Source organism: Nitrosomonas sp., from assembly GCF_040240425.1.
Lineage (GTDB): Bacteria > Pseudomonadota > Gammaproteobacteria > Burkholderiales > Nitrosomonadaceae > Nitrosomonas.
In genome coordinates this window covers 1-20,599 of sequence record NZ_QPHG01000049.1, presented here as the reverse complement: position 1 = coordinate 20,599, position 20,599 = coordinate 1, and the positions used below count along the sequence as shown (strand labels likewise).

At 48.3% G+C, this 20,599-nt stretch carries 20 protein-coding genes; 5 read left to right on the top strand and 15 right to left on the bottom strand.

Annotated features, from left to right (window positions below; genetic code table 11):
- Positions 1 to 693 precede the first annotated feature (693 nt).
- The 3 genes from DU481_RS14180 (at position 694) to DU481_RS14170 (ending at position 3,208) form a co-directional block, all read left to right on the top strand.
- Complete coding sequence (locus DU481_RS14180) at positions 694 to 1,356, top strand: tetratricopeptide repeat protein (protein ID WP_350135572.1); 663 nt, start codon at positions 694 to 696, stop codon at positions 1,354 to 1,356.
- A gap of 146 nt (positions 1,357 to 1,502) precedes the next feature.
- A complete protein-coding gene (locus tag DU481_RS14175; protein ID WP_350135574.1) occupies positions 1,503 to 2,234 on the top strand; it encodes a caspase family protein in 732 nt (243 codons plus the stop codon).
- Between the two features lie 143 nt (positions 2,235 to 2,377).
- Positions 2,378 to 3,208 (top strand): CsgG/HfaB family protein, encoded by an 831-nt coding sequence (locus tag DU481_RS14170; RefSeq protein WP_350135570.1) that lies wholly within the window; start codon positions 2,378 to 2,380, stop codon positions 3,206 to 3,208.
- A gap of 101 nt (positions 3,209 to 3,309) precedes the next feature.
- Here DU481_RS14170 and DU481_RS14165 read toward each other — a convergent pair whose 3' ends face one another.
- The 15 genes from DU481_RS14165 to DU481_RS14095 form a co-directional block, all read right to left on the bottom strand.
- Entirely contained in the window at positions 3,310 to 5,076 is a 1,767-nt protein-coding gene (locus tag DU481_RS14165) for a DUF7453 family protein (RefSeq protein WP_350135568.1), read from the bottom strand.
- Between the two features lie 104 nt (positions 5,077 to 5,180).
- The gene (locus DU481_RS14160) at positions 5,181 to 6,974 is read right to left on the bottom strand and encodes a DUF7453 family protein (RefSeq protein WP_350135566.1); all 1,794 of its coding nucleotides are present in this window, start codon (positions 6,972 to 6,974) and stop codon (positions 5,181 to 5,183) included.
- A 56-nt stretch (positions 6,975 to 7,030) separates the two neighbouring features.
- A complete protein-coding gene (gene queC, locus DU481_RS14155) occupies positions 7,031 to 7,705 on the bottom strand; it encodes a 7-cyano-7-deazaguanine synthase QueC (protein WP_350135564.1) in 675 nt (224 codons plus the stop codon).
- Positions 7,702 to 8,358 carry a 7-carboxy-7-deazaguanine synthase QueE gene (queE, locus tag DU481_RS14150; RefSeq protein WP_350112515.1) on the bottom strand — a complete coding sequence of 219 codons (657 nt, stop codon included), beginning with the start codon at positions 8,356 to 8,358 and terminating at the stop codon, positions 7,702 to 7,704. The genes queC and queE overlap by 4 nt, the downstream gene beginning before the upstream one ends.
- 93 nt (positions 8,359 to 8,451) lie before the next feature.
- A complete protein-coding gene (gene ybgF, locus DU481_RS14145; RefSeq protein ID WP_350135562.1) occupies positions 8,452 to 9,369 on the bottom strand; it encodes a tol-pal system protein YbgF in 918 nt (305 codons plus the stop codon).
- Positions 9,370 to 9,371: 2 nt separating this feature from the next.
- On the bottom strand, positions 9,372 to 9,896 hold the full coding sequence (pal, locus tag DU481_RS14140) for a peptidoglycan-associated lipoprotein Pal (RefSeq protein ID WP_350135560.1): 525 nt from the start codon (positions 9,894 to 9,896) through the stop codon (positions 9,372 to 9,374).
- 25 nt (positions 9,897 to 9,921) lie between these two features.
- Positions 9,922 to 11,220 (bottom strand): Tol-Pal system beta propeller repeat protein TolB, encoded by a 1,299-nt coding sequence (gene tolB / locus DU481_RS14135; RefSeq protein WP_350135558.1) that lies wholly within the window; start codon positions 11,218 to 11,220, stop codon positions 9,922 to 9,924.
- A 48-nt stretch (positions 11,221 to 11,268) separates the two neighbouring features.
- The gene (tolA, locus tag DU481_RS14130) at positions 11,269 to 12,312 is read right to left on the bottom strand and encodes a cell envelope integrity protein TolA (RefSeq protein WP_350135556.1); all 1,044 of its coding nucleotides are present in this window, start codon (positions 12,310 to 12,312) and stop codon (positions 11,269 to 11,271) included.
- A gap of 9 nt (positions 12,313 to 12,321) precedes the next feature.
- Positions 12,322 to 12,735, bottom strand: coding sequence for a protein TolR (gene tolR, locus DU481_RS14125; protein WP_090317830.1), 414 nt, complete (start codon positions 12,733 to 12,735; stop codon positions 12,322 to 12,324).
- Positions 12,736 to 12,755: 20 nt separating this feature from the next.
- A complete protein-coding gene (gene tolQ, locus DU481_RS14120; protein ID WP_108697649.1) occupies positions 12,756 to 13,436 on the bottom strand; it encodes a protein TolQ in 681 nt (226 codons plus the stop codon).
- Positions 13,433 to 13,843 carry a tol-pal system-associated acyl-CoA thioesterase gene (gene ybgC / locus DU481_RS14115; RefSeq protein ID WP_121166224.1) on the bottom strand — a complete coding sequence of 137 codons (411 nt, stop codon included), beginning with the start codon at positions 13,841 to 13,843 and terminating at the stop codon, positions 13,433 to 13,435. Before ybgC ends, tolQ begins: the two co-directional genes overlap by 4 nt.
- A gap of 62 nt (positions 13,844 to 13,905) precedes the next feature.
- The gene (cysM, locus tag DU481_RS14110) at positions 13,906 to 14,793 is read right to left on the bottom strand and encodes a cysteine synthase CysM (RefSeq protein WP_350135553.1); all 888 of its coding nucleotides are present in this window, start codon (positions 14,791 to 14,793) and stop codon (positions 13,906 to 13,908) included.
- 129 nt (positions 14,794 to 14,922) lie between these two features.
- Complete coding sequence (locus DU481_RS14105) at positions 14,923 to 15,210, bottom strand: ComEA family DNA-binding protein (RefSeq protein WP_350135551.1); 288 nt, start codon at positions 15,208 to 15,210, stop codon at positions 14,923 to 14,925.
- A gap of 194 nt (positions 15,211 to 15,404) precedes the next feature.
- Complete coding sequence (locus tag DU481_RS14100; RefSeq protein WP_350135549.1) at positions 15,405 to 17,057, bottom strand: MFS transporter; 1,653 nt, start codon at positions 17,055 to 17,057, stop codon at positions 15,405 to 15,407.
- Positions 17,058 to 17,095: 38 nt separating this feature from the next.
- Entirely contained in the window at positions 17,096 to 18,235 is a 1,140-nt protein-coding gene (locus DU481_RS14095; protein ID WP_350135547.1) for a Do family serine endopeptidase, read from the bottom strand.
- 81 nt (positions 18,236 to 18,316) lie between these two features.
- Between DU481_RS14095 and DU481_RS14090 the strand changes: the two genes are divergently transcribed.
- Both DU481_RS14090 and mltA read left to right on the top strand, forming a co-directional pair.
- Positions 18,317 to 19,063, top strand: a complete 747-nt coding sequence (locus DU481_RS14090; protein ID WP_090317851.1) for a Nif3-like dinuclear metal center hexameric protein — start codon at positions 18,317 to 18,319, stop codon at positions 19,061 to 19,063.
- Positions 19,064 to 19,300: 237 nt separating this feature from the next.
- Positions 19,301 to 20,515 (top strand): murein transglycosylase A, encoded by a 1,215-nt coding sequence (mltA, locus tag DU481_RS14085; protein WP_350135545.1) that lies wholly within the window; start codon positions 19,301 to 19,303, stop codon positions 20,513 to 20,515.
- Positions 20,516 to 20,599: the final 84 nt, after the last annotated feature.

The window sequence follows — 20,599 nt, the reverse complement described above, 5'->3', positions numbered from 1 at the left end:
AGCCGGGTTTGATAAAGCTGCCAGATTTCCTGACGATCCAATAATGTTAAGCGAGTGCGTTTGTGTATGTTCATCTGCAGTATTCTCCTGAATACTGTAAACAACGCTAGGAATTCTTACAGCTAAAATATCTCTCAATTCAGTCGCCCTTTAGTCCAATTTGATTTGACGACGTAAAGATTTAACAGGCAGAGAAAGAATGCCTTTGTCTTCTACTCACTCGGATATTTTGTAGCACATGATTTTAAAAAATCAGATGATTTATTAAAATTTGACTCAGCGACAACGGGGCTGCACGATCTTGATAGTTTATTTGGATTAATCACGCATATCGACGATACCCCCGAAGGGGTCGCTGTTCATCTTGTATATGATATTGCCTCAATTACGCTAATTGGGATACATCCATCTGATTTAACAGCAAGCATGACTGAGTTCTCTTGAATTATCATTGATTCTAAGTATTACGATTTTTTGAAATACCGATAACACCGCTTATTCATTATTCTGAATAAGCGGTGGCAATGTGAGAAGTTTAGAAACTTGTACCATATTAAAAAGTCTGTAACAGTAAATTTTATATTTGATACTATCATTTCATACAATTGGGATTTGGAGGTATTCAATGCACCCATTACCACCATTTAACACGGTAACCTTGACCAATCCTCTGGAAATAAAACAACAATCGTTATGTATCACGTACTACTAATATCAAAAAGATCACTTGTTATTATAATATTAGCGCTTGTTGCTGCTTGCACCACCTATCATTCTGCAGAAGAAACTGTTCGAATTTGTAATTCCGGTGGATGTTTTGACCGGCCTAAGGATTATGCCGCTCCAGATTCACCTGCAACTAAAATCACCGAGAAAAATCTGCAAATCGAGGCGCTGGAAAAATTAGCATTAGAAGACTCCGGTGCCGCTTACGATCTTGGATTGCGTTATTTCAGAGCGGATGGCGTTCGACAAGATAGTTATCAAGCCATCAAATGGATGCGAGATGCGGCAGAACGAGGCAATCTAAAAGCGCAAATGGCATTAGGCCGGCTCTATTTGACCGGCTTCGAAGAAATGGGATCCGATCCGGGTGAAGCGGAAAAATGGTTGTCGATTACTAGTAGCAAAGGCGACAAAGAAGCTGCTGATTTGTTGAAAGAAGCGACCAAAGCTCGCAGATCGAAGCAGGCGCGGCACCAATTGGAAAATCGCTGGCGCCCGAATTTTTACAACAACTGGTACCGCAATTATCAATACAATTGGCAATGGGGTGCCAATCAATGGACACCGATGCCACATGTTCCACCAGCAGTTGCACCTTATCCATACAATCCGCCAGGAATGCTCCAGTAATCTATAACGCGCCACCCGCCGCCTTGATGCGTGAGAACAAGTAAGTTCAACCTCAAAATACCTCAGCTCAACCAGTTAACCATACACAGTCAGAAACTTCGCAGCAATTTAATGAAGGGAATAAATCATCAGATACTACAACTACACTGGCAAAGGGCAACGCTGATTTATCTACAGCCCATCAACCAAGCACTCGGCGAATTGCTTTAGTAATTGAAAACGGCGCTTACCAGCACACAGGAAAATTGCCTAATCCTGTGAATGATGCACATGATATTGCGCAAACTTTAAGGAAAAATAATTTCCAAGTAATCCTAAAAACAGATGCGTCGCTTGAAACAATGGTTGACGCCATCTATCAGTTTGGCGAGAAATTGAAGGGTAGCGGCATTGGCTTATTTTACTATTCGGGGCACGGCATACAGGTCAAAGGTGAAAATTATTTGCTCCCCATCGATACTAATCTGACACGAGAAGATGAGGTCAAACGCAAAGCGATTAGCGCAACTGATTTATTAGAAAAAATGGGGGAAGGAAAAAGTCATTTGAATCTGGTCTTCCTAGATGCTTGCCGGAATAATCCTTTCCCAAGCAGTACACGCAGCGTAAACCGGGGGTTAACCAGTATGAATGCTCCTAGCGGCACACTATTAGTATTTTCAACAAGCCCTAATGATGTCGCAGAAGATTGCGTCGGCAGGAATGGCACTTATACAAAAAATCTATTGGAATATATCAATCAACCGGGATTAGAAATTGGCATGATGTTGCGTCAGGTGCGCACTAAAGTTAAGGAAGAAACGGGAGGTAAACAAGTTCCCTGGGAGAATGGATCAATTGAAGGTACGTTTTATTTCAATGAGAATGCCTCCAAATAAAATACACTAAGATGCGTTCATACCATCCAGCTGCACACAACCCGGCTTAATCTGTATTGCTTGGAAAGATATTGGTTTTATGCTATTAGAGTGATTTTTATAAATTTCGCAATAATTATTTTCTTAGAGGGAGAAATAGAAAAATGTTAAACACAATGATTTCAAAATGCAGCTTGGCTGTAGCAGTCAACTTAGTGTTGCTGGCTGGATGTGCAACAGTAACACCCGGCGGTTACACCACTGAAGTTTCAGGAGCTGCGGGTGGTGCTGCAAGTGTCGATGCCAATAAATCATTAGAGCGTTGCGAAAAAACACTCGGCACACTGGCAGTCGATGATGGTAGAGCAGCCGATTGGTATGGAAGATTTGGTAGCGATACTCACATCACAACAATAGAGCCGTTGATCCGCTTGGCTGTACAACAATCAAACTGTTTCGTCATTACTTCGATCGGTAATTTACGGACAGATAGCCGCCTTTCACGCGTCACAGATATTCAACGCAATTCAGGCGAATACCGTGCTGGCTCAAAACAACAAGCCGGGCAACGCGTAGCTGCTGATTACTATTTAGAACCTAGCATCATTATTAACAATGCATCGACCGGACAAGTAGGTGGCGAACTTCTCGGTATTGCAGGCAATCTGCTCCACCCAGGAGTTGGTGGGGCATTGAGAGGATCAATGGAAACGAAAGCCTCAGTGGTAACACTCACACTATTTGATATCCGTTCTGCTGTTCAGATTTCTGCTTCTGAAGGAAGCTCGACCGCAAATAATTTTGGTGCTGCAATGGGTGCATTTGGTGGTGGAGCTGCTGGCGGGTTAAGTGGATTTTCACAAACCCCGGCTGGTAAAGCAACAGTAGCCGCATTCATTGATGCTTATAACGGCATGGTGCGTGCATTAAAAAACTATGAGGCGCAGAATGTGGAAGGCGGGCTTGGTAAAGGCGGCACGCTCAAAGTAAATTGATCACTACAAAATTCTTGCAAAAGAGTCAGGGTAAAACCTAAGTCCGGCAATAACTAATGGCGTATCCTTACGATATACTATGAGGATACGCCATTAATAGCTTAAGTACCGGCTGCAAGCCCTTCTAACAACTGCAGTGTATTTTCAATAGTATCGATGCGCTGCGGACCAGAACCAAACACATCCCCTAGCACAAATACTTCCCCATTCTTAATGCCAATATAAGTTTTGGTTGCGGGATAATAGCGATAGACAAATCCTTCCAATAGTTGATCGTCTACATTGGCAGAAGAGAAATATTCCGGAAATAACTGTTCGGCCAAATTGAATATTTTTTGTTCTTTGCTATCATCGGTAAGAAGAAAAATCCCCCCCCCACCTTCACCCAGAAAACCATTAAATATTATCTCATTGTTCTTACTAACCCATTTGGATCGATACCTTGGAGCGGATATACCATTTGTCACCGAAATAAATTGAAGAAGATGCTCCTCGCCATCTACTGAGATTTTCATCCCGTCTATGGCTGCAAGCCTCAGCCCCCTGCTTTCATCGCTTCGCCAAAATCCTTCGAGCACACTACGATTGAGTGAATTTTTGGCAGCCCCCAAGACGACAAACTGACCAGTCTTACCAAAAGTACCTTGAAAGTCAGTAAAACGCCAATCAGCGTCAAACCCTCGAGGTTGTTCACCGGTTGCAGCTATTTCGGTTAGTTGTGTTTTTCCCGTCTCATTGAGGCTATGATAAGGCTGAGATTCTCGAAACTTTCCGGTCATTAATGAATCTCCATTGATTCCTCTATCCATCTTCAAAATCAGTCTGTTATCATCAAGAAAACTATTCAGTGAAGAATCACCGATACGCAATTTGTCCAAATCGCTTTCCAGTATTTCTTCGTTTAAGAAAAGCAATTTGGGTTCGTTCAGACCATCCGTTACCCATACGCTCATTTTCTGTCTCGTTCCTTCCGTCAACTCAGCAGAGAAAACTACCAAACCTTCATTATTTATCATCGGCGACGCGCTCTTAGATTCAAGATTCACATTCAGAAATCGTGCATCCAACATGCCAGGGACTGGATCGTTATTTTTCATTAACAACTGAGAACTACCATGACTCCATTTAAAAACACCAGCTTTAGGTGAGCAAAAGCTATCATCATCCTTTATCAAAGACGCGGTAAATGCAACCTCTCCAGACTCATTGATACTGGCATAACTGACAGGAAAACCAAAATGACATCCTGCAATCGGAGAGGGAATCGTTTGCAAGCCATCTCTGTTCCACAACCAAACACCACGACGTCGAGAGGTAACGCCAGTGACTTCAGCCGTAACAATCATTCCAGCATCGGTAAATGCAAAGTCAAGAATTTCTTTTACTAATGAGCCTTCCGGAAATCCAACCGCCTGATCGCCTGTTTTCATAATCCCATATGTTGTACCATCAATATGAGCGAGCACACCAACTGAATCCGCACCTTTAAGATTAGCCAGAACCCCTACAGCACCCGACTCAGTCACCACTGGTCGAGTATCGAAAAAACCGGTTAGCTTTACACTTTCTGGGAAGCCCACTGGGGTATCATCTTGCTTCATGATTACATTCAGTTGGCCGGGCAATCCAGTCCACATCGCACCAACAGCAAAACGCAGAGAACCTCCATTAGATACCAAACCTGTAAATGCAATATGTCCTGATCCACCAATAATTGGATTCGTTACATCTGCGAAAACCATTCCATCCGGAAAACCGATTGCAGGCTCCCCAATTCTGGCAATCTTCTGAATCTCAGCCAATACTTGCGTAGCAAAAAACGACAAAACAGAAAATGATATTACTAACGATAATCGCGTTAAATTCATTGCTGCGCTTCCTTAAATTTAGAAATCATGAATGTTCTCGATAAAATGAAAGCGCCATACCCGCATTTAACGAGCATGGCGCGCTTATTAGTTGCTTCTGGAAACTATGAGCCTGCTAGATTTTCCAGGAATTGAAGGGTATTGTCGACGGTATCGATACGCTGTGGACTAGAACCGAACGGCCCCCCTAATACAAATACTTCCCCATTCTTAATGCCAATATAAGTTTTAGTGTTAGGGTAGTAGCGATAGACAAATCCTTCCAGCAATTGATTATCCATGTTCGATGGAGAAAAATGCTCGGGAAATATTTCTTCAGCTAAGCTAAAGATCTTTTGCTCCTTACTGTCATCCGTAATCAACAAAATAGCTAAATTTGAGCTATTGTTTAAAGAAGCGCGGAATACAATCTCGCCATTATCGCTAAACCACGACGACTGTCCTCCTGCGGTTGATGAAGTCACAGCTTTGGCAGGGAAAAGATCAATATCTCTGAGAATATATTCTACGTTGTTTATGGAACACTTCATGCCGTCCTGAGCAATCAATCTGGGCCGCTCTGTACCGGTTCCGCGCCACATGGCAAAAACACTGCGTCTTTCTAGCGCATTAGCAGAGTAACCGGTAAATACATATTGCTCGGCATTGTTGATGGCACGATTTGAAAAAATATTGTAATACCAGCTCGGATCGAAACCAGATGGTTGATCATTCTTAGCCGCAATCGTAGTCAGTTGTGTAGCTCCCGTTCCCTTCGGATCATCGTATGGTTGTATTTCTCTCGGCTTTCCGGCTAACAATACATCCAAACCGTTCGCAATAACGGGAAGCATCGAATAACCAAAACTAGCATGGTTGAAATCGAGAATAGGTATAGAAAAAACGGATGAGAAAATTATTTGATCCGGTTTTTCTTTCAATCCCTCTCCACTCAGGATCAGTAATCTAGGTTCATTCAGACCGCTTTTAACCCAAACACTATTATTTGTAGACCTTGGAGTGGTCATTTGAATCAATTTTGCGTTAAAAATGATCTCATCCAGATCATTAATTTTTGGAGGCGAATCGGCTAAACTCACCCCGAATACGGCTTCAGGCATGCCCGGCACAGGATCGCCATCTTTTATGACTAACTCCGTGTTTCCGTTATTCCATTTAAAAACCCCACCTGAAGAGCAGATCTTTTCATCTCCTCTTGAAAGAACAGCATTAAAAACCACATTACCTGTTTGATTAATACTTACTAAACCAGGAACATAAGCGGCAATAGAAAAATAATAGCAATCGCCAATCGTTGTGGATATGCGTTCAACTTTTTCATAATCCCAAAACCACATTGCACTTGATATAGCAGTTCCACCTACGGTACCTCCTAATACAACCCCCGCGTCCGAAATGGCAAGCGGGGTAACTTCACCAACAACTGTTCCCGGTGGAAAACCAGGCGCCTGATCGGTTGCTTTTAAAATTCCTTGCGTAACACCATTGCGGTAAACCAATGCGGTATTGCGGGGAATCGCTCCTTTCAATTTTGCGGAAAAGGCAACCGCTCCTGAGCGGCTTATTAAAAATGTACTTGGCGGTACCACATCGCTAAAAAATACATTCCCGGGAAAACCGGTAATCGTGTCATTTTCTTTGATGATCGCCTCCAGCTCCCCTGGCAATCCCGCCCAAACTGCTTTTGTATAAGTTCTTCCATCAAAAGCTAATCCTGCAAAGGCGACATGACCCGATGGTCCGATGACTGGTTCCTTCAAATCCTTATAACTAAAATGCGATGGAAAACCCGCTGCGGTCTGATCAACTTTGGCAACCAGTTTGATGTCGGCGCCAACGGGTGCCGCAAGGAAGAAACACACCAATCCCATTATTTTTATAAGATTTCTTAACTTCATAAATTCCCTCAGATTTAGTGATAACAAATAAAATTCATTCTAAAAATACCGCGCACTTAAGCACAATAACTCGCCGGATCGATCTTTCCCGCCGCTGCAAACCCTGCCTTACGAATCCGGCAGGAATCGCAAATACCGCAAGCTCGCCCCATTTCATCCGCTTGATAACATGAAACCGTCAGGCCGTAATCAACACCTAATGCAAGCCCGGCCTGAATGATTTCTTTTTTCGATAAATGCATGAGGGGTGCATGAATGGTTAGTTTTTTGCCCTCAACACCCGCTTTGGTCGCCAGATTCGCCATTTGCTCGAAAGCCTGGATATATTCCGGGCGGCAATCGGGGTAGCCGGAATAATCCACCGCGTTGACGCCCACAAAAATATCCTGGCTTTGCAGCGCTTCCGCCCAAGCCAACGCCAATGACAGCATGATCGTGTTCCTTGCGGGCACATAGGTAACCGGAATTTCTGTTTTTTCCCCGCTTGTTGGGATTTCCATCGTTCGATCGGTTAGCGCTGATCCGCCAAATGCGGTTAAATCCAGTTTAATAATTTGATGCGCATGCGAATGCAAAGACCACGCGACTTTTCGCGCAGCTTCCAGTTCCGACCGGTGGCGCTGCCCGTAATCGACACTCAACGCATAGCACTGAAAACCTTGACCGCGCGCGATCGCCAGCACAGTGGCGGAATCCAATCCGCCGGACAGCAATACCACAGCTTTTTTCATCGCCCCGGCCCTTCGCCCCACAGCAGTTTGTGCAATTGAACCTGCATCCTGACCGGCAACTCATCGCGCAATATCCAAGACGCTAATTGGGCGGGATTGAGGCTCTCATAAACCGGGGAAAAAAGGATCGGGCATATCGGCTGTAACTGTTTGCTCCCGATGAGCTCACAAGCCCATTGATAATCGGCCTCGTCGCACAGCACAAACTTGATTTCGTCCTGCGGTGTCAGGTATTCCAGATTACGCCAGTTGTTTTTGGAGACCTCGCCCGAGCCGGGTGTTTTGATATCCATGATCTTCGATACCCGCGCATCGACTTGGGATAAATCCAGCGCGCCGCTGGTCTCCAGCGACACCGAATAGTGCGCGTCGCATAACGCCGTCAGCAAAACCAGGCATGCCTTCTGCGCCAATGGTTCACCACCAGTGACGGTCACATAGCGCGTTTTATGCCGGGCTACCTGACGCAGTATCTCCGCGATCGATAGGTTTTCACCGCCGCTAAAAGCATACGCGGTGTCGCAGTAGCCGCAGCGTAACGGGCATCCCGTCAGGCGCACGAACACGGTCGGCAAGCCAATTCTGCTGGTTTCTCCTTGTAAGGAAAAGAAAATCTCACTGATACGCAAGACTGTTGTCTCTAACGCTTGCATGATGATGGATCGCTTGAAGAAAAAGACTGATTATATTGCTTTGCGGGTAATGCGGGAAACTGCGATTGAACAGCTATGGGTAAAACTAAGCGTTTATTTGATGTTAGCCAGACGTTGTTTGGCTTTTTTGGCGGCATCGCTCTGCGGGTATTTTGCCAGCAAATTTTCCAGGGTCTGCTTGCTTGCCTTGCTATCGCCCATTTCCAGTTGACTGGAGGCGATATTCAGCAACGCATCCGGCACTTTGTTGCTCGCAGGGTACTTGCTGATCAATTTTCTTTGCGCATCGATCGCCAATTGATAGTCGCGCAGCGCATAACGCGCATTGCCGATCCAATAAGCGGCGCCCGGCGCTAAATTGGATTGTGGGTAATTCTCCAGGAAGCTCTCAAATTGCGCGATTGCATTAGCGTATTCACCGTTCTTGAATAAATCAGATGCTGCTTTATACGCGCCACTTTCTGTAGTCCCTGGTGGCATTAGCTCATTCGCGGCTACTGCACCGGAATCCTGAGTCACGGAAGCATCCGCGACTTCGGATGACGGCGATTCCGGTATTACCGTATCGGCATCTACCGGTGGCACCGCGGCGGCAGCTTGTTCGCTAGGCGAAGGCGCAGCCACGCTGCTGGGTGCGCCTTTGTTAAGTTCCAGGTGAGAAGAAGGGGATCGCTTCTGGGGAGATTGCTGTTCGATCTGGCGTAACCGATTATCCAAATCAATATAGAAATCCCGCTGCCGTTTTTGTAACAGCGCATTATCGTTACCCAGCACTTCTATTTGCCCGTTGAGCTTTCCCAATTCCTGTTCCAGCGTTTCAACTTTTGAATAAAGCTCGAGTAAAGCCTGACTGTTCAGCGCCTCTTCCATCTTGGCAATACGCGCTTCCATTTCTTTCACTTGTTTACGTAATGCGTTAATCTGCTCGCGTGCCTCATCATCGCCAAACAATGCGGCATAACTGACATTACAGCTCAGCAATACCAGCAGAAGGAAAGCGCGTATCAGCATATTTATTCACCTCGGTACAGGATGTCGGTACGGCGGTTCTGACTCCACACCGACTCACCTTGTCCCATTGCGCGCGGTTTTTCTTCGCCCAGACTAACCGATTCAATTTGTGCATCACGGGCACCGGCTAAAGTCATCATGTTTTTGACGCTATCGGCGCGGCGTTGACCTAAAGCCAGATTGTATTCACGGCTGCCACGGTCATCGGTATTCCCTTGCAGGATTACGCTGGCACTGGCGTTGTCGCGCAAGAACCGGGCGTGTGACATCACCAGTTCGCGGTATTCACCTTTGACGCTATAGCTATCATAATCATAATAAACACTGCGTTGCGAAAGGATACTATTCGGATCATTCAGTTGACTGAAATAACCCGGTCTGCCTGAACCGGCTCCACCCAAGTCGCTGCCACCCAAGTCGGCGCCAGCACCCGAGCCTGCGGTAAGATCATCCACTTCGGGTTGCGTTGTTTGACTGGCGCACGCTGATAACAAAACGATCAATGAAATACCTAATAGTTTTCTCATTTATAACTCCTTTAAAATAAAAATATTACTTCCAAGTTGGTAAGGGACCCCAGGCCGGTTCCCGGATATCACCGGTCTGTACTGTCAGATGCTGTCTCGTCTGTCCATCCCTGGAAACAGCGGATAATATACCATGCCCGTTAATCTCGGTTGCATACAAGATCATCTTGCCATTAGGGGCAAAACTGGGCGATTCGTCGAATTTGGAGTTTGTCAGTATTTGTACTTGGCGCGAACCGATATCCTGAACTGCGACATTAAATTGGCCATTGTTACGGTGAATGAAAGTGAAGCTTTTACCGTCCTGGCTATAATCCGGACTGACGTTGTAACTACCCTCGAAAGTGAGCCGTTCGGCATTGCCGGATTCCGAACTCCCTACCGCCATGCGATAAACTTGCGGACTGCCGCCACGGTCGGAAGTAAACAAAATATACCTTCCATCCGGTGAAAAATTGGGTTCCGTATCGATCCCGGAACTTCGGCTCAACCTTTGCAAACCGCTGCCATCGGCATTTACCAGAAAAATCTGCGATCCGCCTTGGCCAGTCAATACCACAGCCAATCGTTTACCATCGGGCGACCATGACGGTGCGCTGTTGCTGCCTTTGAAGCTGGCAACCGCTCTGCGCTCCCGGGTTGCTAATGTTTGCACATAGACAATCGGTTTTTTATTTTCAAAAGAAACGTAGGCCAGTTGTTTACCGTCAGGCGACCATGCCGGTGAAATGATCGGCTCGGTATATTCAATGATCGATTGCGCGTTATAGCCATCCGCATCGGCCACCTGCAAGGCATACTTGTTACCGCGTTTCAATACATAAGCGATTCGCGTGCTGAAAACACCCACATCACCGGTCAATGCTTCATAAATGACATCCGCGATACGATGCGCCGCGGCGCGCAATTGTGACGTGGGCACCGTGATCGCCAATCCGGTCAGTTGCGATTTCTTGGCGACATCCATCAAACGGAATTGTATTTCCACCTGATCGCCGGAAACAGCGATCACGCGGCCGATCACCAATGCATTGGCACCACGGTTGACCCAGTCGGCATACACAACTTCCACCGGCGCATGGGGCGACAAACCGGCCGGATCGATCAATCTGAACAAACCCGTACGCTGCAAATCATCGCCGATCACTCGCGTGATGCTTTGTTGCAGTTTATTTTCATCAGCAAAAGGGACGATCGCAACCGGGATACGTGACGCGCCACCGCCAAAAATTTCGATGTTCAGTTGCGCATGCGAGTGTGCGCTGATCAAGCATAAAAGCAGAATCCATGCGGCACGAATAGATTGGAACCAATTAATTGACATAAGCATTAAATTTTCAAAAAACAAAAAATTACCGGCTGATTATAACAATCATTCACGATAATGCACGGTAATATTCAGGTTGCGAAACTCGTTAAAAAGCGTGGGATCTGGCGGTAACGGCAACGGTTTGGATAAAAAGATCGCCCGCTCCACCGCACTGTCAAAAGCTGCGTGTCCACTGCTTTTACTGAGCTTGACATCGAGGATATCCCCGCCCGGCAGCAGTGTGACACTGAACTCGGCCACCGGATTACCGGGCAGATCCGGCGGCATCACGATTCTGCTCCTGATTTTGGCAAGAATCAGAGCCTTATATTTGCCGATCTCACTCGTCACTTGATTCCTTGCCGCAGCCTGTTGCGCGGCACGTTGCGCTTCCGCTTCGCGCTGCGCTTTGGCTTCTTGCTCACGCTGCCGTTGTGCCGCCAGTTCTTTTTCTTTCTGTTTCTGTAATTCCTTCTGTTTCTCCAGCGCTTTCTGTTTCTCCGCTTCCTTTTGTTTCGCTATTTCTTGTTGTTTTTCCAGCTCTTTCTGCTTCTCAAGTTCTTTTTGCTTCTCTAACTCTTTCTTTTTCTCAAGTTCTTTCTTCTTCTCCAGCTCTTTTTGCTTTTCCTGCTCTTTAATTTTTTCCTGTTCTTTTTTCTTTTGTTCTTCCGGATCCGGTTTGTTTTCTTTAACCGGCTCGGGTTTTTGTTTCATCGCGATATCCGGTTTCTTGACCGGCGCTGCTACCGCCGCTTTTTGCGGCTCAGGCTTGACCGGTTCCGGTTTCGGCGGTTCGGGCTTAGGTGGCTCCGGTTTTGGCGACTCGGGTTTAATGGGTTCAGGCTTGGGTGGTTCCGGTTCGGGTTTCACGGGCTCCGGTACAGGTTTAGGCTGCTTCGGCGGCGCTTGTGTTTTGACCGGTTCCGGTACAGGTTTGGGCAATTCGGTCCAGATATCGACCATCATCCCTTCCGGCGGATGATCTTTCCAGCTCACACCAAAAACCAGTAATGCAATAAATAGCAGATGCACCACCACCGCCAGCACACCTGCCAATAATGATTTTGGTTCTGAATGGGGGGAATTGCGCGGGTCGCTCGAACTCATGAGCAATCGTTATTTCTGTTGAGCCAGCAAACCGACTTTCTGTACCTGGTTCTGCTGCAGAATATCCATCACTTTGATGACTTCTTCGTAGCGTACATTTTTGTCTGCGGCGATGACTACCGGTTGCTCGGCATTTTGCGCTTGTTTTTGCTTGATCGCTTCGATCAACTGATTCCGGTCCACTTTTTGTTCCGTGGTTGTTTTGGCGCGATCCCGCAATGTCAGACTGCCATCCGCTTTGATAATGACTTCCAGCGGAATCGCCGGTGTCGCCAGCGATTTACCGATTTGCGGCAATTCAATCTGCCCGTGGTTGATCATCGGTGCCGTGATCATAAAAATGATCAGCAACACCAGCATCACATCAATGTAAGGCACCACATTGATATCGTTCATTAATCTATGTTTGGCACGACGCGCCATAAAAAACCTCTCAGTCTTGTTTACTCAGCTGCTCGCCGTTGCAACACATTGGACAACTCTTCCATGAAACTTTCAAACCGTGTCGCCAGTTGATCCGTCCGGCTGGCGTAGCGATTGTAGGCAACTACCGCCGGAATGGCAGCGAATAATCCCATCGCTGTGGCGATCAACGCTTCGGCGATTCCCGGTGCGACATGGGCGATGGTCGCTTGTGTAACGCTGGATAAACTGCGGAAGGAATTCATAATGCCCCATACGGTGCCAAACAACCCGATGTAAGGACTGACCGATCCGACGGTCGCCAGAAACGACAGATGCGATTCCAAATAATCCATTTCCCGTTGATAGGTAGCGCGCATAGCCCTACGGGTGCTTTCCATCACCGCGTCGAGATCGGATCCGGCAGGATGCTTGGTGAACTCGCCGAAACCGGCGGCAAAAATGCGTTCCAAGCTGCCCGATTCATAGCGCGAACTGATGATGCGCTGATGCAACGCATTCAAGTCGACACCACGCCAGAAGATATCCTCGAAATCATCGGTTTTCTTGATTTCATAGCGGATGACGAATAATTTCCGGAAAATAAACCACCACGATGAAAGCGAAATCAAGATCAGAATCAGCATCACCAGCTGCACCAGCACACTGGCACTGGTGATCAAATGAAGAAATGACATATCTTGCGTTACTGTTGTACTCATGCGACTTTCCCAATTTTCTCACGTAATGGTGCAGGAATACGCACTGGCTTAAGCGTATCCGCACCGACACACACCACCTGAATCGTGGCACTCACTAATTTGACATGATTGCATATTATTTCCTGAAATAACGCAATCCGGCTTCTACCGACTTCTGTCACCGCAACCGACACATGCAACAAATTATCCAGGATGGCGGGTTTCAAATATTCAACCTCGAGCGAACGCACCATGAACAGCATGTTATGCACTTCAACCATCGAGTGCACATTGAATCCCAACGCCCTGAGCCATTCATAGCGCGCCCGTTCCATGAAGTTCAGGTAGGTTGAGTGATAGACCACGCCGCCCGCATCGGTATCCTGATAATAAACGCGAACGGGCAGTGAAAAATTATCGTTTAACATGACTTATTCAAGACCGAAGACCAAAAACCGGAATGGTAATGATACCGCAACCGGCACCATCACTATGCAGCAAAAACACCGGTTGACAAATAGCGATCGCCCCGGTCGCATACAATAAATACGATCACGGCATTTTCAACCGTGGCGGATACGCGTAACGCCGCGACCAATGCGCCACCGGATGAAATACCGGCAAAAATACCTTCTTCACGCGCCAAACGGCGCGTCATCTCTTCCGCTTCAGGTTGAGAAACGTAAATCATGTCATCCACTTGTTTAGCATCGAAAATCTTCGGTAAATAAGCCGGTGACCATTTGCGAATGCCGGGAATCTGTGCTCCTTCTTCCGGCTGCACACCAATCACTTTAACTGGCGCCGACTGCTCTTTAAAAAATCGCGCGCAGCCCATGATCGTTCCCGTGGTTCCCATGCTGCTGACAAAATGGGTGATTTTTCCTTGCGTATCGCGCCAAATCTCGGGCGCCGTACTTTCATAATGCGCCAGCGGATTATCCGGGTTGGCAAATTGATCGAGAATAATTCCTTTTCTTTCATCGCGCATCTTCTCGGCCAGATCGCGCGCTTGCTCCATGCCGCCGCTCTTTGGCGTCAGAATGATTTCCGCGCCGTAGGCGCTCATCGATTGGCGCCGCTCGATACTGAGATTTTCCGGCATGACCAGCACCATGCGGTAACCCATCATGGCGGCAGCCATTGCCAGTGCGATACCAGTATTGCCGCTGGTTGCTTCGATCAGGGTATCGCCCGGTTTAATTTCACCGCGCTTCTGCGCATGTGAAATCATCGACAACGCCGGCCGGTCTTTTACCGATCCCGCCGGATTATTACCTTCAAGTTTAGCGAGAATGACATTGCGGGTTGTTCCGGGCAGGTGCTTGAGTCTTACTAAAGGCGTATTGCCAACAAAATTCTCAATCGTTTTATACATGAACTCAGACTTTATAACGAATGCTCCAGATTATCGCACAAGCAACCAGTATTGAAACAATGTTATTACGCAAATAAAAACCCTCTCCGAATTTCTCCGGAGAGGGTTTTTTAATCTACCGCCGGAACATTACTCCTGCTTAGCTGGAGCTTCTGCGCTTTTTTCGCCTTCGACGGTAACCGCATCACGCAGTTGTTTGAGTGTTCCCGCACCAATCCCGCTCACTTTCGCCAAATCATCAACGGAAGCAAAGGCGCCGCTTTTTTCGCGATACTCAATGATCGCCTTTGCTTTAGCGGGGCCAATCCCTTGCAGGGATTCAAGCTCAGCTTGCGTTGCTGTATTGATATTGACAGCTGCAAACGTGGTACCGGTAACCAGGAAAAACAAAGTCATTATTAAAAATAATCGCTTCATAAGCTCTCCTCATCAAAAACAAACACTGATGCGCCAGTAACAACGCTTCAGTTTTTGCGGATTAAAAAAACCTGCCGACATAAGATGCTATGCAGGCGGGTTTAGGTGATATCGGATTGGGCTAAAATTAATTTAGCGAGTACCTGAACTTTCAAGCGCTTGCGAGGAAACGCACAATTCCTCAATCAAGCCGATCAAGCATTACGGAAGCGCGAATGTTTGACGATCAGAATCGTAACGAGCGGCAAAACAAAACCGATAATGGTCACCGTAATCAACAAATGTCCCAGCTCGCTGTAATCGGCGGGAATCGTGATCTGGCCGGTTGCCATATCTTTCACTTCGCGTTTCACTTCGTAAATCTGATTGAGATACTTGGTGCCCAGTTGCGAAGCCGACAAAGCCAAATTTGTAAACGATGCCATCACGGCAAAAAAGGTGGCTTTAAGTTTTTCCGGGGCGGAATTGGCGATCCACGCGAGCATCGGAATCATGGCAATTTGCCCCAGCGGAGACTCCAGCGCGGTATCGATCAGCACAATGAAGCGCGCATCGACAACACCACCTGTCATCGCCGCCGTCCACTCGTGCAGACCAAAGTACATACCGACGATCGGCAGCGACAGGAAGCTGCTCACAATGGTGAGAAAACCGATGATATAGGCAATCGAACGCTCGGCCATGAAGCGGCGGAAAATAAACATGCCGAACAGTGTCAGCACGGCACCGATCAAGGATAAAACCGCGAGAAACTGCTGATCGAATCCCAATTCATCGATCATCCACCAGGTGGAACCCGCACCCGGACTGGGAATCGCACGAAAAATGAAAATCATCACGGCGGTTCCGACCAGCACATTGCGGGCATCGGGTTCGAGTTCTCCAGTCAATCGCCACATCAGAAACACGATAATCGCCATGGAAATCGCAAACACGATCTCCTCCCCGCCGGATACACCGCTGACCCCGACCCCCAGCGACATGACCGTAAAAACCAAGCCGCCGCCGAGAATCCACCAGTTAATCGCGGGCGGTTCCGAATGCATGCCGAGCAATTTATCCACTTCCTGCCGGTTATACCCTTGCGCCTGAAAGCGCTTGCGTTCACGCCGTTGCAACCAGGCCGCAAAAACGACCCCGAAAATAGAAACGGCCGGAATGATTAAAGCCAATTCGTAAACCAGCAAATACACTGCGTCCTTTTCTACTTCCGGCAATGATGCTGCGTCGCGCAACAAAACAACGTTGGCAACGGATACCAGCACACCGCCGCCAATGATGGCAACTCGCCCCAAAGTCTGCATGGTAACGTGCATGAGTTTGCGTTTTTCCGCATCCAATTTATTGCCGTTCTCATCGACGCGCGGCACTGCTTCAACGGTCATCGCATCCGCAACCACATCTTGCAACACATAGCCGATGGGCGCCAGCAACGCGGACAATACATACCACGTTTCAACCGGCGCCATCGCGGCCATGGCTTCGGTATGTCCGAGCAGGCCGATCATGATCAGCAAACTCAGCATGATCAAACTGGCACCCAGATACACCAGCAAACCTTTCCAGCGCCACACCAGATCGACCAGATGCCCCAGCGGCATTTTGAGCGCCCACGGCAACATCATCCAGAATCCCAGCATGGCCAGAAACTCGGCGGAGAGACCAAGCTTTTCCTTGACATAAAACGTGCCCACAATGCCCGTCAAGCCGGAAATACCGGCGGCAACGTACACCATCAGCGGCGGCAGGTAAGACAAGCGCATTTCCCGTCCAAGCGCCAGAATATTGGCGCTAAACCACTGCGCGATGACGGATAAGAGTCCGTTTGCGGGTAATAGATTTTTCATAAATTTAATTGGCGTCAGATTGAAATGCTGGCATGCGGTTAATTCTGTTTAGGACGCACGCCTACTTTGATCGGAATCGATTTTTCCTGCTTGTTGCGAATTACCGTAACCGTCGCGGTTTCACCCGGCGCCAGCGCGGCCACCACATTCAGCATTTCGGACGAATTCTTAAGCGTTTTGCCGGAAATCGCAATCATAATATCGCCCGCCTTGATGCCGGCCTTGTCCGCCGGGCCATCTTTCAACACGCTGGCGATCAACGCGCCGTTGGGTTGCTCCAGACCGAACGATTCTGCCAGCTCTTGCGTCATGTCTTGCATACTGACGCCCAGCCAACCGCGAGTCACACCGCCGGTTTGAACAATTTGCTCCATGATCTGCTTGGCGATATGCACCGGAATCGCGAAGCCGATACCCAACGAGCCGCCGCTGCGGGAATAGATCGCTGTATTGATACCAATCAAATTGCCGGATGTATCGGTCAGCGCACCACCGGAATTACCGGGATTGATCGCGGCATCGGTTTGAATGAAATCTTCAAAGGTATTGATACCGACCCGGCTTCTGCTCAAAGCGCTGACAATACCCATGGTAACGCTTTGCCCGACACCGAAAGGATTGCCAACCGCGAGCACGACATCGCCAATCTTGACTTGCTGCGATTGCCCGAATGTGATGACCGGCAAATCCTTCAAATCGGTTTTCAGCACTGCCAGATCGGTTTCCGGATCGGAGCCGATCAATTTGGCCTTGGCTTTTCTGCCGTCGAGCAAGGCGATTTCAACCTCATCCGCGGCTTCGACCACATGATGATTGGTCAGGATATAACCGTTAGCACTCACGATCACGCCGGAGCCCAGGCTTGACGTGCGTTTTGGCCTGGATTCGAATTGCTCGCCAAAAAACCGTCGGAATGCGGGATCATCCAGCAAAGGATGCGACGGTTCCTTGGTTTCTTTGCTGGTAAAAATATTCACCACCGACGGCATGGCAACCTCCGCCGCCCTGGAATAACTGTCCGGCCTATCCGCTTCTACCGCTGGCGCGGCTTCCCGGATGGTCACGATTTCTCCGCGCGGCTTCAACGGCAGCAACTCCGGCCGTAACGTGGAAATCACAAAAAAAATAGCCAGCAAAACTGCCGCCGTTTGTGCAAAAATCAACCAGAGTCTGTACATCAAAGCTCGTTACTCCAAAATTAAAATAGCCGCAGAAATGAATTAATTGCGGTGTAGTATATGCACCAAGGAGAAAAATCAATGCATCGAGATGAATTGGAAAATCACCTGAACCAATTACTGGACATATCCCGTTTTCATGATTATTGCCCAAATGGCTTGCAAGTGGAAGGGCGCGACAGCATTCATATCCTGATCAGCGGCGTTACCGCCTCGCTTGATCTGCTGCAAGCCGCTGCCGCAGCTAAGGCGGATGCCATTCTCGTGCATCACGGTTATTTCTGGCGCGGCGAAGACATGCGCATCACCGGCATGAAAAGCCGCCGCATTGCGCTGCTGATGCAGCAACACATCAATTTATTCGCTTATCATCTGCCGTTGGATGTACATCCGCATTTAGGGAACAATGCCATCCTGGGGAAAAAACTGGGATTGATCGAAACAGGCCGGTTTGGCGAACAGGACATCGCCGCTCAGGGAGAGTTAGCCCAAGTCACGACTTTAAGCGCATTGGCCGAGAAAATATCCCGCACACTGTTACGCAAGCCGATGATCATCGGCGATCCCGATAAACCCATCCGGCAAATCGCGTGGTGTACCGGCGCCGCGCAAGGCTATTTCGACGCAGCCATTCAGTTGGGTGTGGATGCCTATATTACCGGCGAGATCTCGGAACAGAACGTGCATGCCGCGCGTGAATCCGGTGTCGCATTTATCGCGGCGGGGCATCATGCGACGGAGCGGTATGGCGTGCAAGCAGTGGGTGATCACATTGCGCAGAAATTCGGCATCCAGCATCAATTTATCGATATTGAAAATCCGGTGTAGCCCAACCGCAGCCTAGCGGTATTTAATTACAGCAGTTGCGGCAAACCTGAAGGAAGGGTTGTCATCTATTGATCCTTGTTGTCATCATCCTGCTTCTTTCTGCCTGAAAACATGGTCCACCAGATGACAAACAAAAACAAACCCAGCGCCACTGCCGCTTCGACTACAAGCCACCACCAATTCATAATGTAAGATACGCTCAAGTTAAAATCAGACCGTTACTCTAACCAAAATCCGATGAAAAACCAATTAAGTTTTATTATTGCCGCTTCATACCTGCTGCTCACCGCTTGCGCTACCGGAACCATCAGTCCCACGCTGCCACCCAGCGAACCGGCGGAAACTGTCGCGCCGCCACCAGCGGAAAAACCGCTGACAAAATCGGTTCACAAACGCGTTCAGTGGTCTGCATTAACCGGCTGGAAACACGACGATCTACAACCGGCATGGCAAGCGTTCCAAAAAAGCTGCACGGTTTTAAGCAAGCAACCGGCTTGGAAGGAAACTTGCAGGCTGGCCGCAACACTGCAAAAAAACGATAACGCCGCGTTGAGAAACTTCTTTGAAACCAATTTCACGCCGTATCAAGTCATCAATACCGATAACACCGAAGAAGGATTGATCACCGGCTACTATGAACCCCTGCTGAAAGGCAGCCGGAAGCCCTCAAGCCGTTACCGCTACCCGGTGTATGCCGCGCCGAATGATTTACTGACCATCGAGCTAGGCACAGCATATCCGGAACTGAAGGATCTGCGTTTGCGCGGCCGCCTCAATGGACGCAAAATCGTCCCTTATCACAGCCGGGCGGACATCATGAATAACCCGAAATTACTGAATGGCTACGAGCTCTTGTGGGTGGAAGACGAAGTTGAATTGTTCTTCCTGCACATACAAGGCTCCGGCCGGATCGTGCTCGATAGCGGGGAAACGATGAAAATCGGCTTCGCCGATCAAAATGGTCATCCCTATAACTCGATCGGCAAACTTCTGGTCGAACGCGGCGAATTGCCGCTGGAAAGGGCTTCCATGCAAGGCATCAAGCAATGGGGGCAGCAAAATCCCAAGAAACTGCCCGAATTGTTGCAGCAAAACGCTCGCTACGTCTTCTTCCGCGAACTGCCGGCCGATTTATCCGGGCCGATCGGCGCTTTGGGCGTGCCGTTGACCGCCGGACGCAGCATCGCGATCGATCCGCAGTCGATCCCGCAAGGCGCACCGGTATTTCTGGCGACCACCTGGCCCAACAGCAACAAGCCGCTGAACCGTCTGATGGTGGCGCAAGATGTCGGCAGCGCCATCAAGGGCGGCATTCGTGCGGATTTCTTCTGGGGATTTGGCCATGAAGCCGGGAATCAGGCAGGAAAAATGAAACAGCGCGGGAAAATGTGGCTATTGATGCCGCGCGACGCTAAGGAACCGCTGAACAAATCCCGAGGTTTGTTGAGATAATAGATTTATTAACGACCTTCTAAATACGCCATGCCACACCAAACGAGTTTTGCCGATCTTGATTACAGTCACAAGAAACGCCGG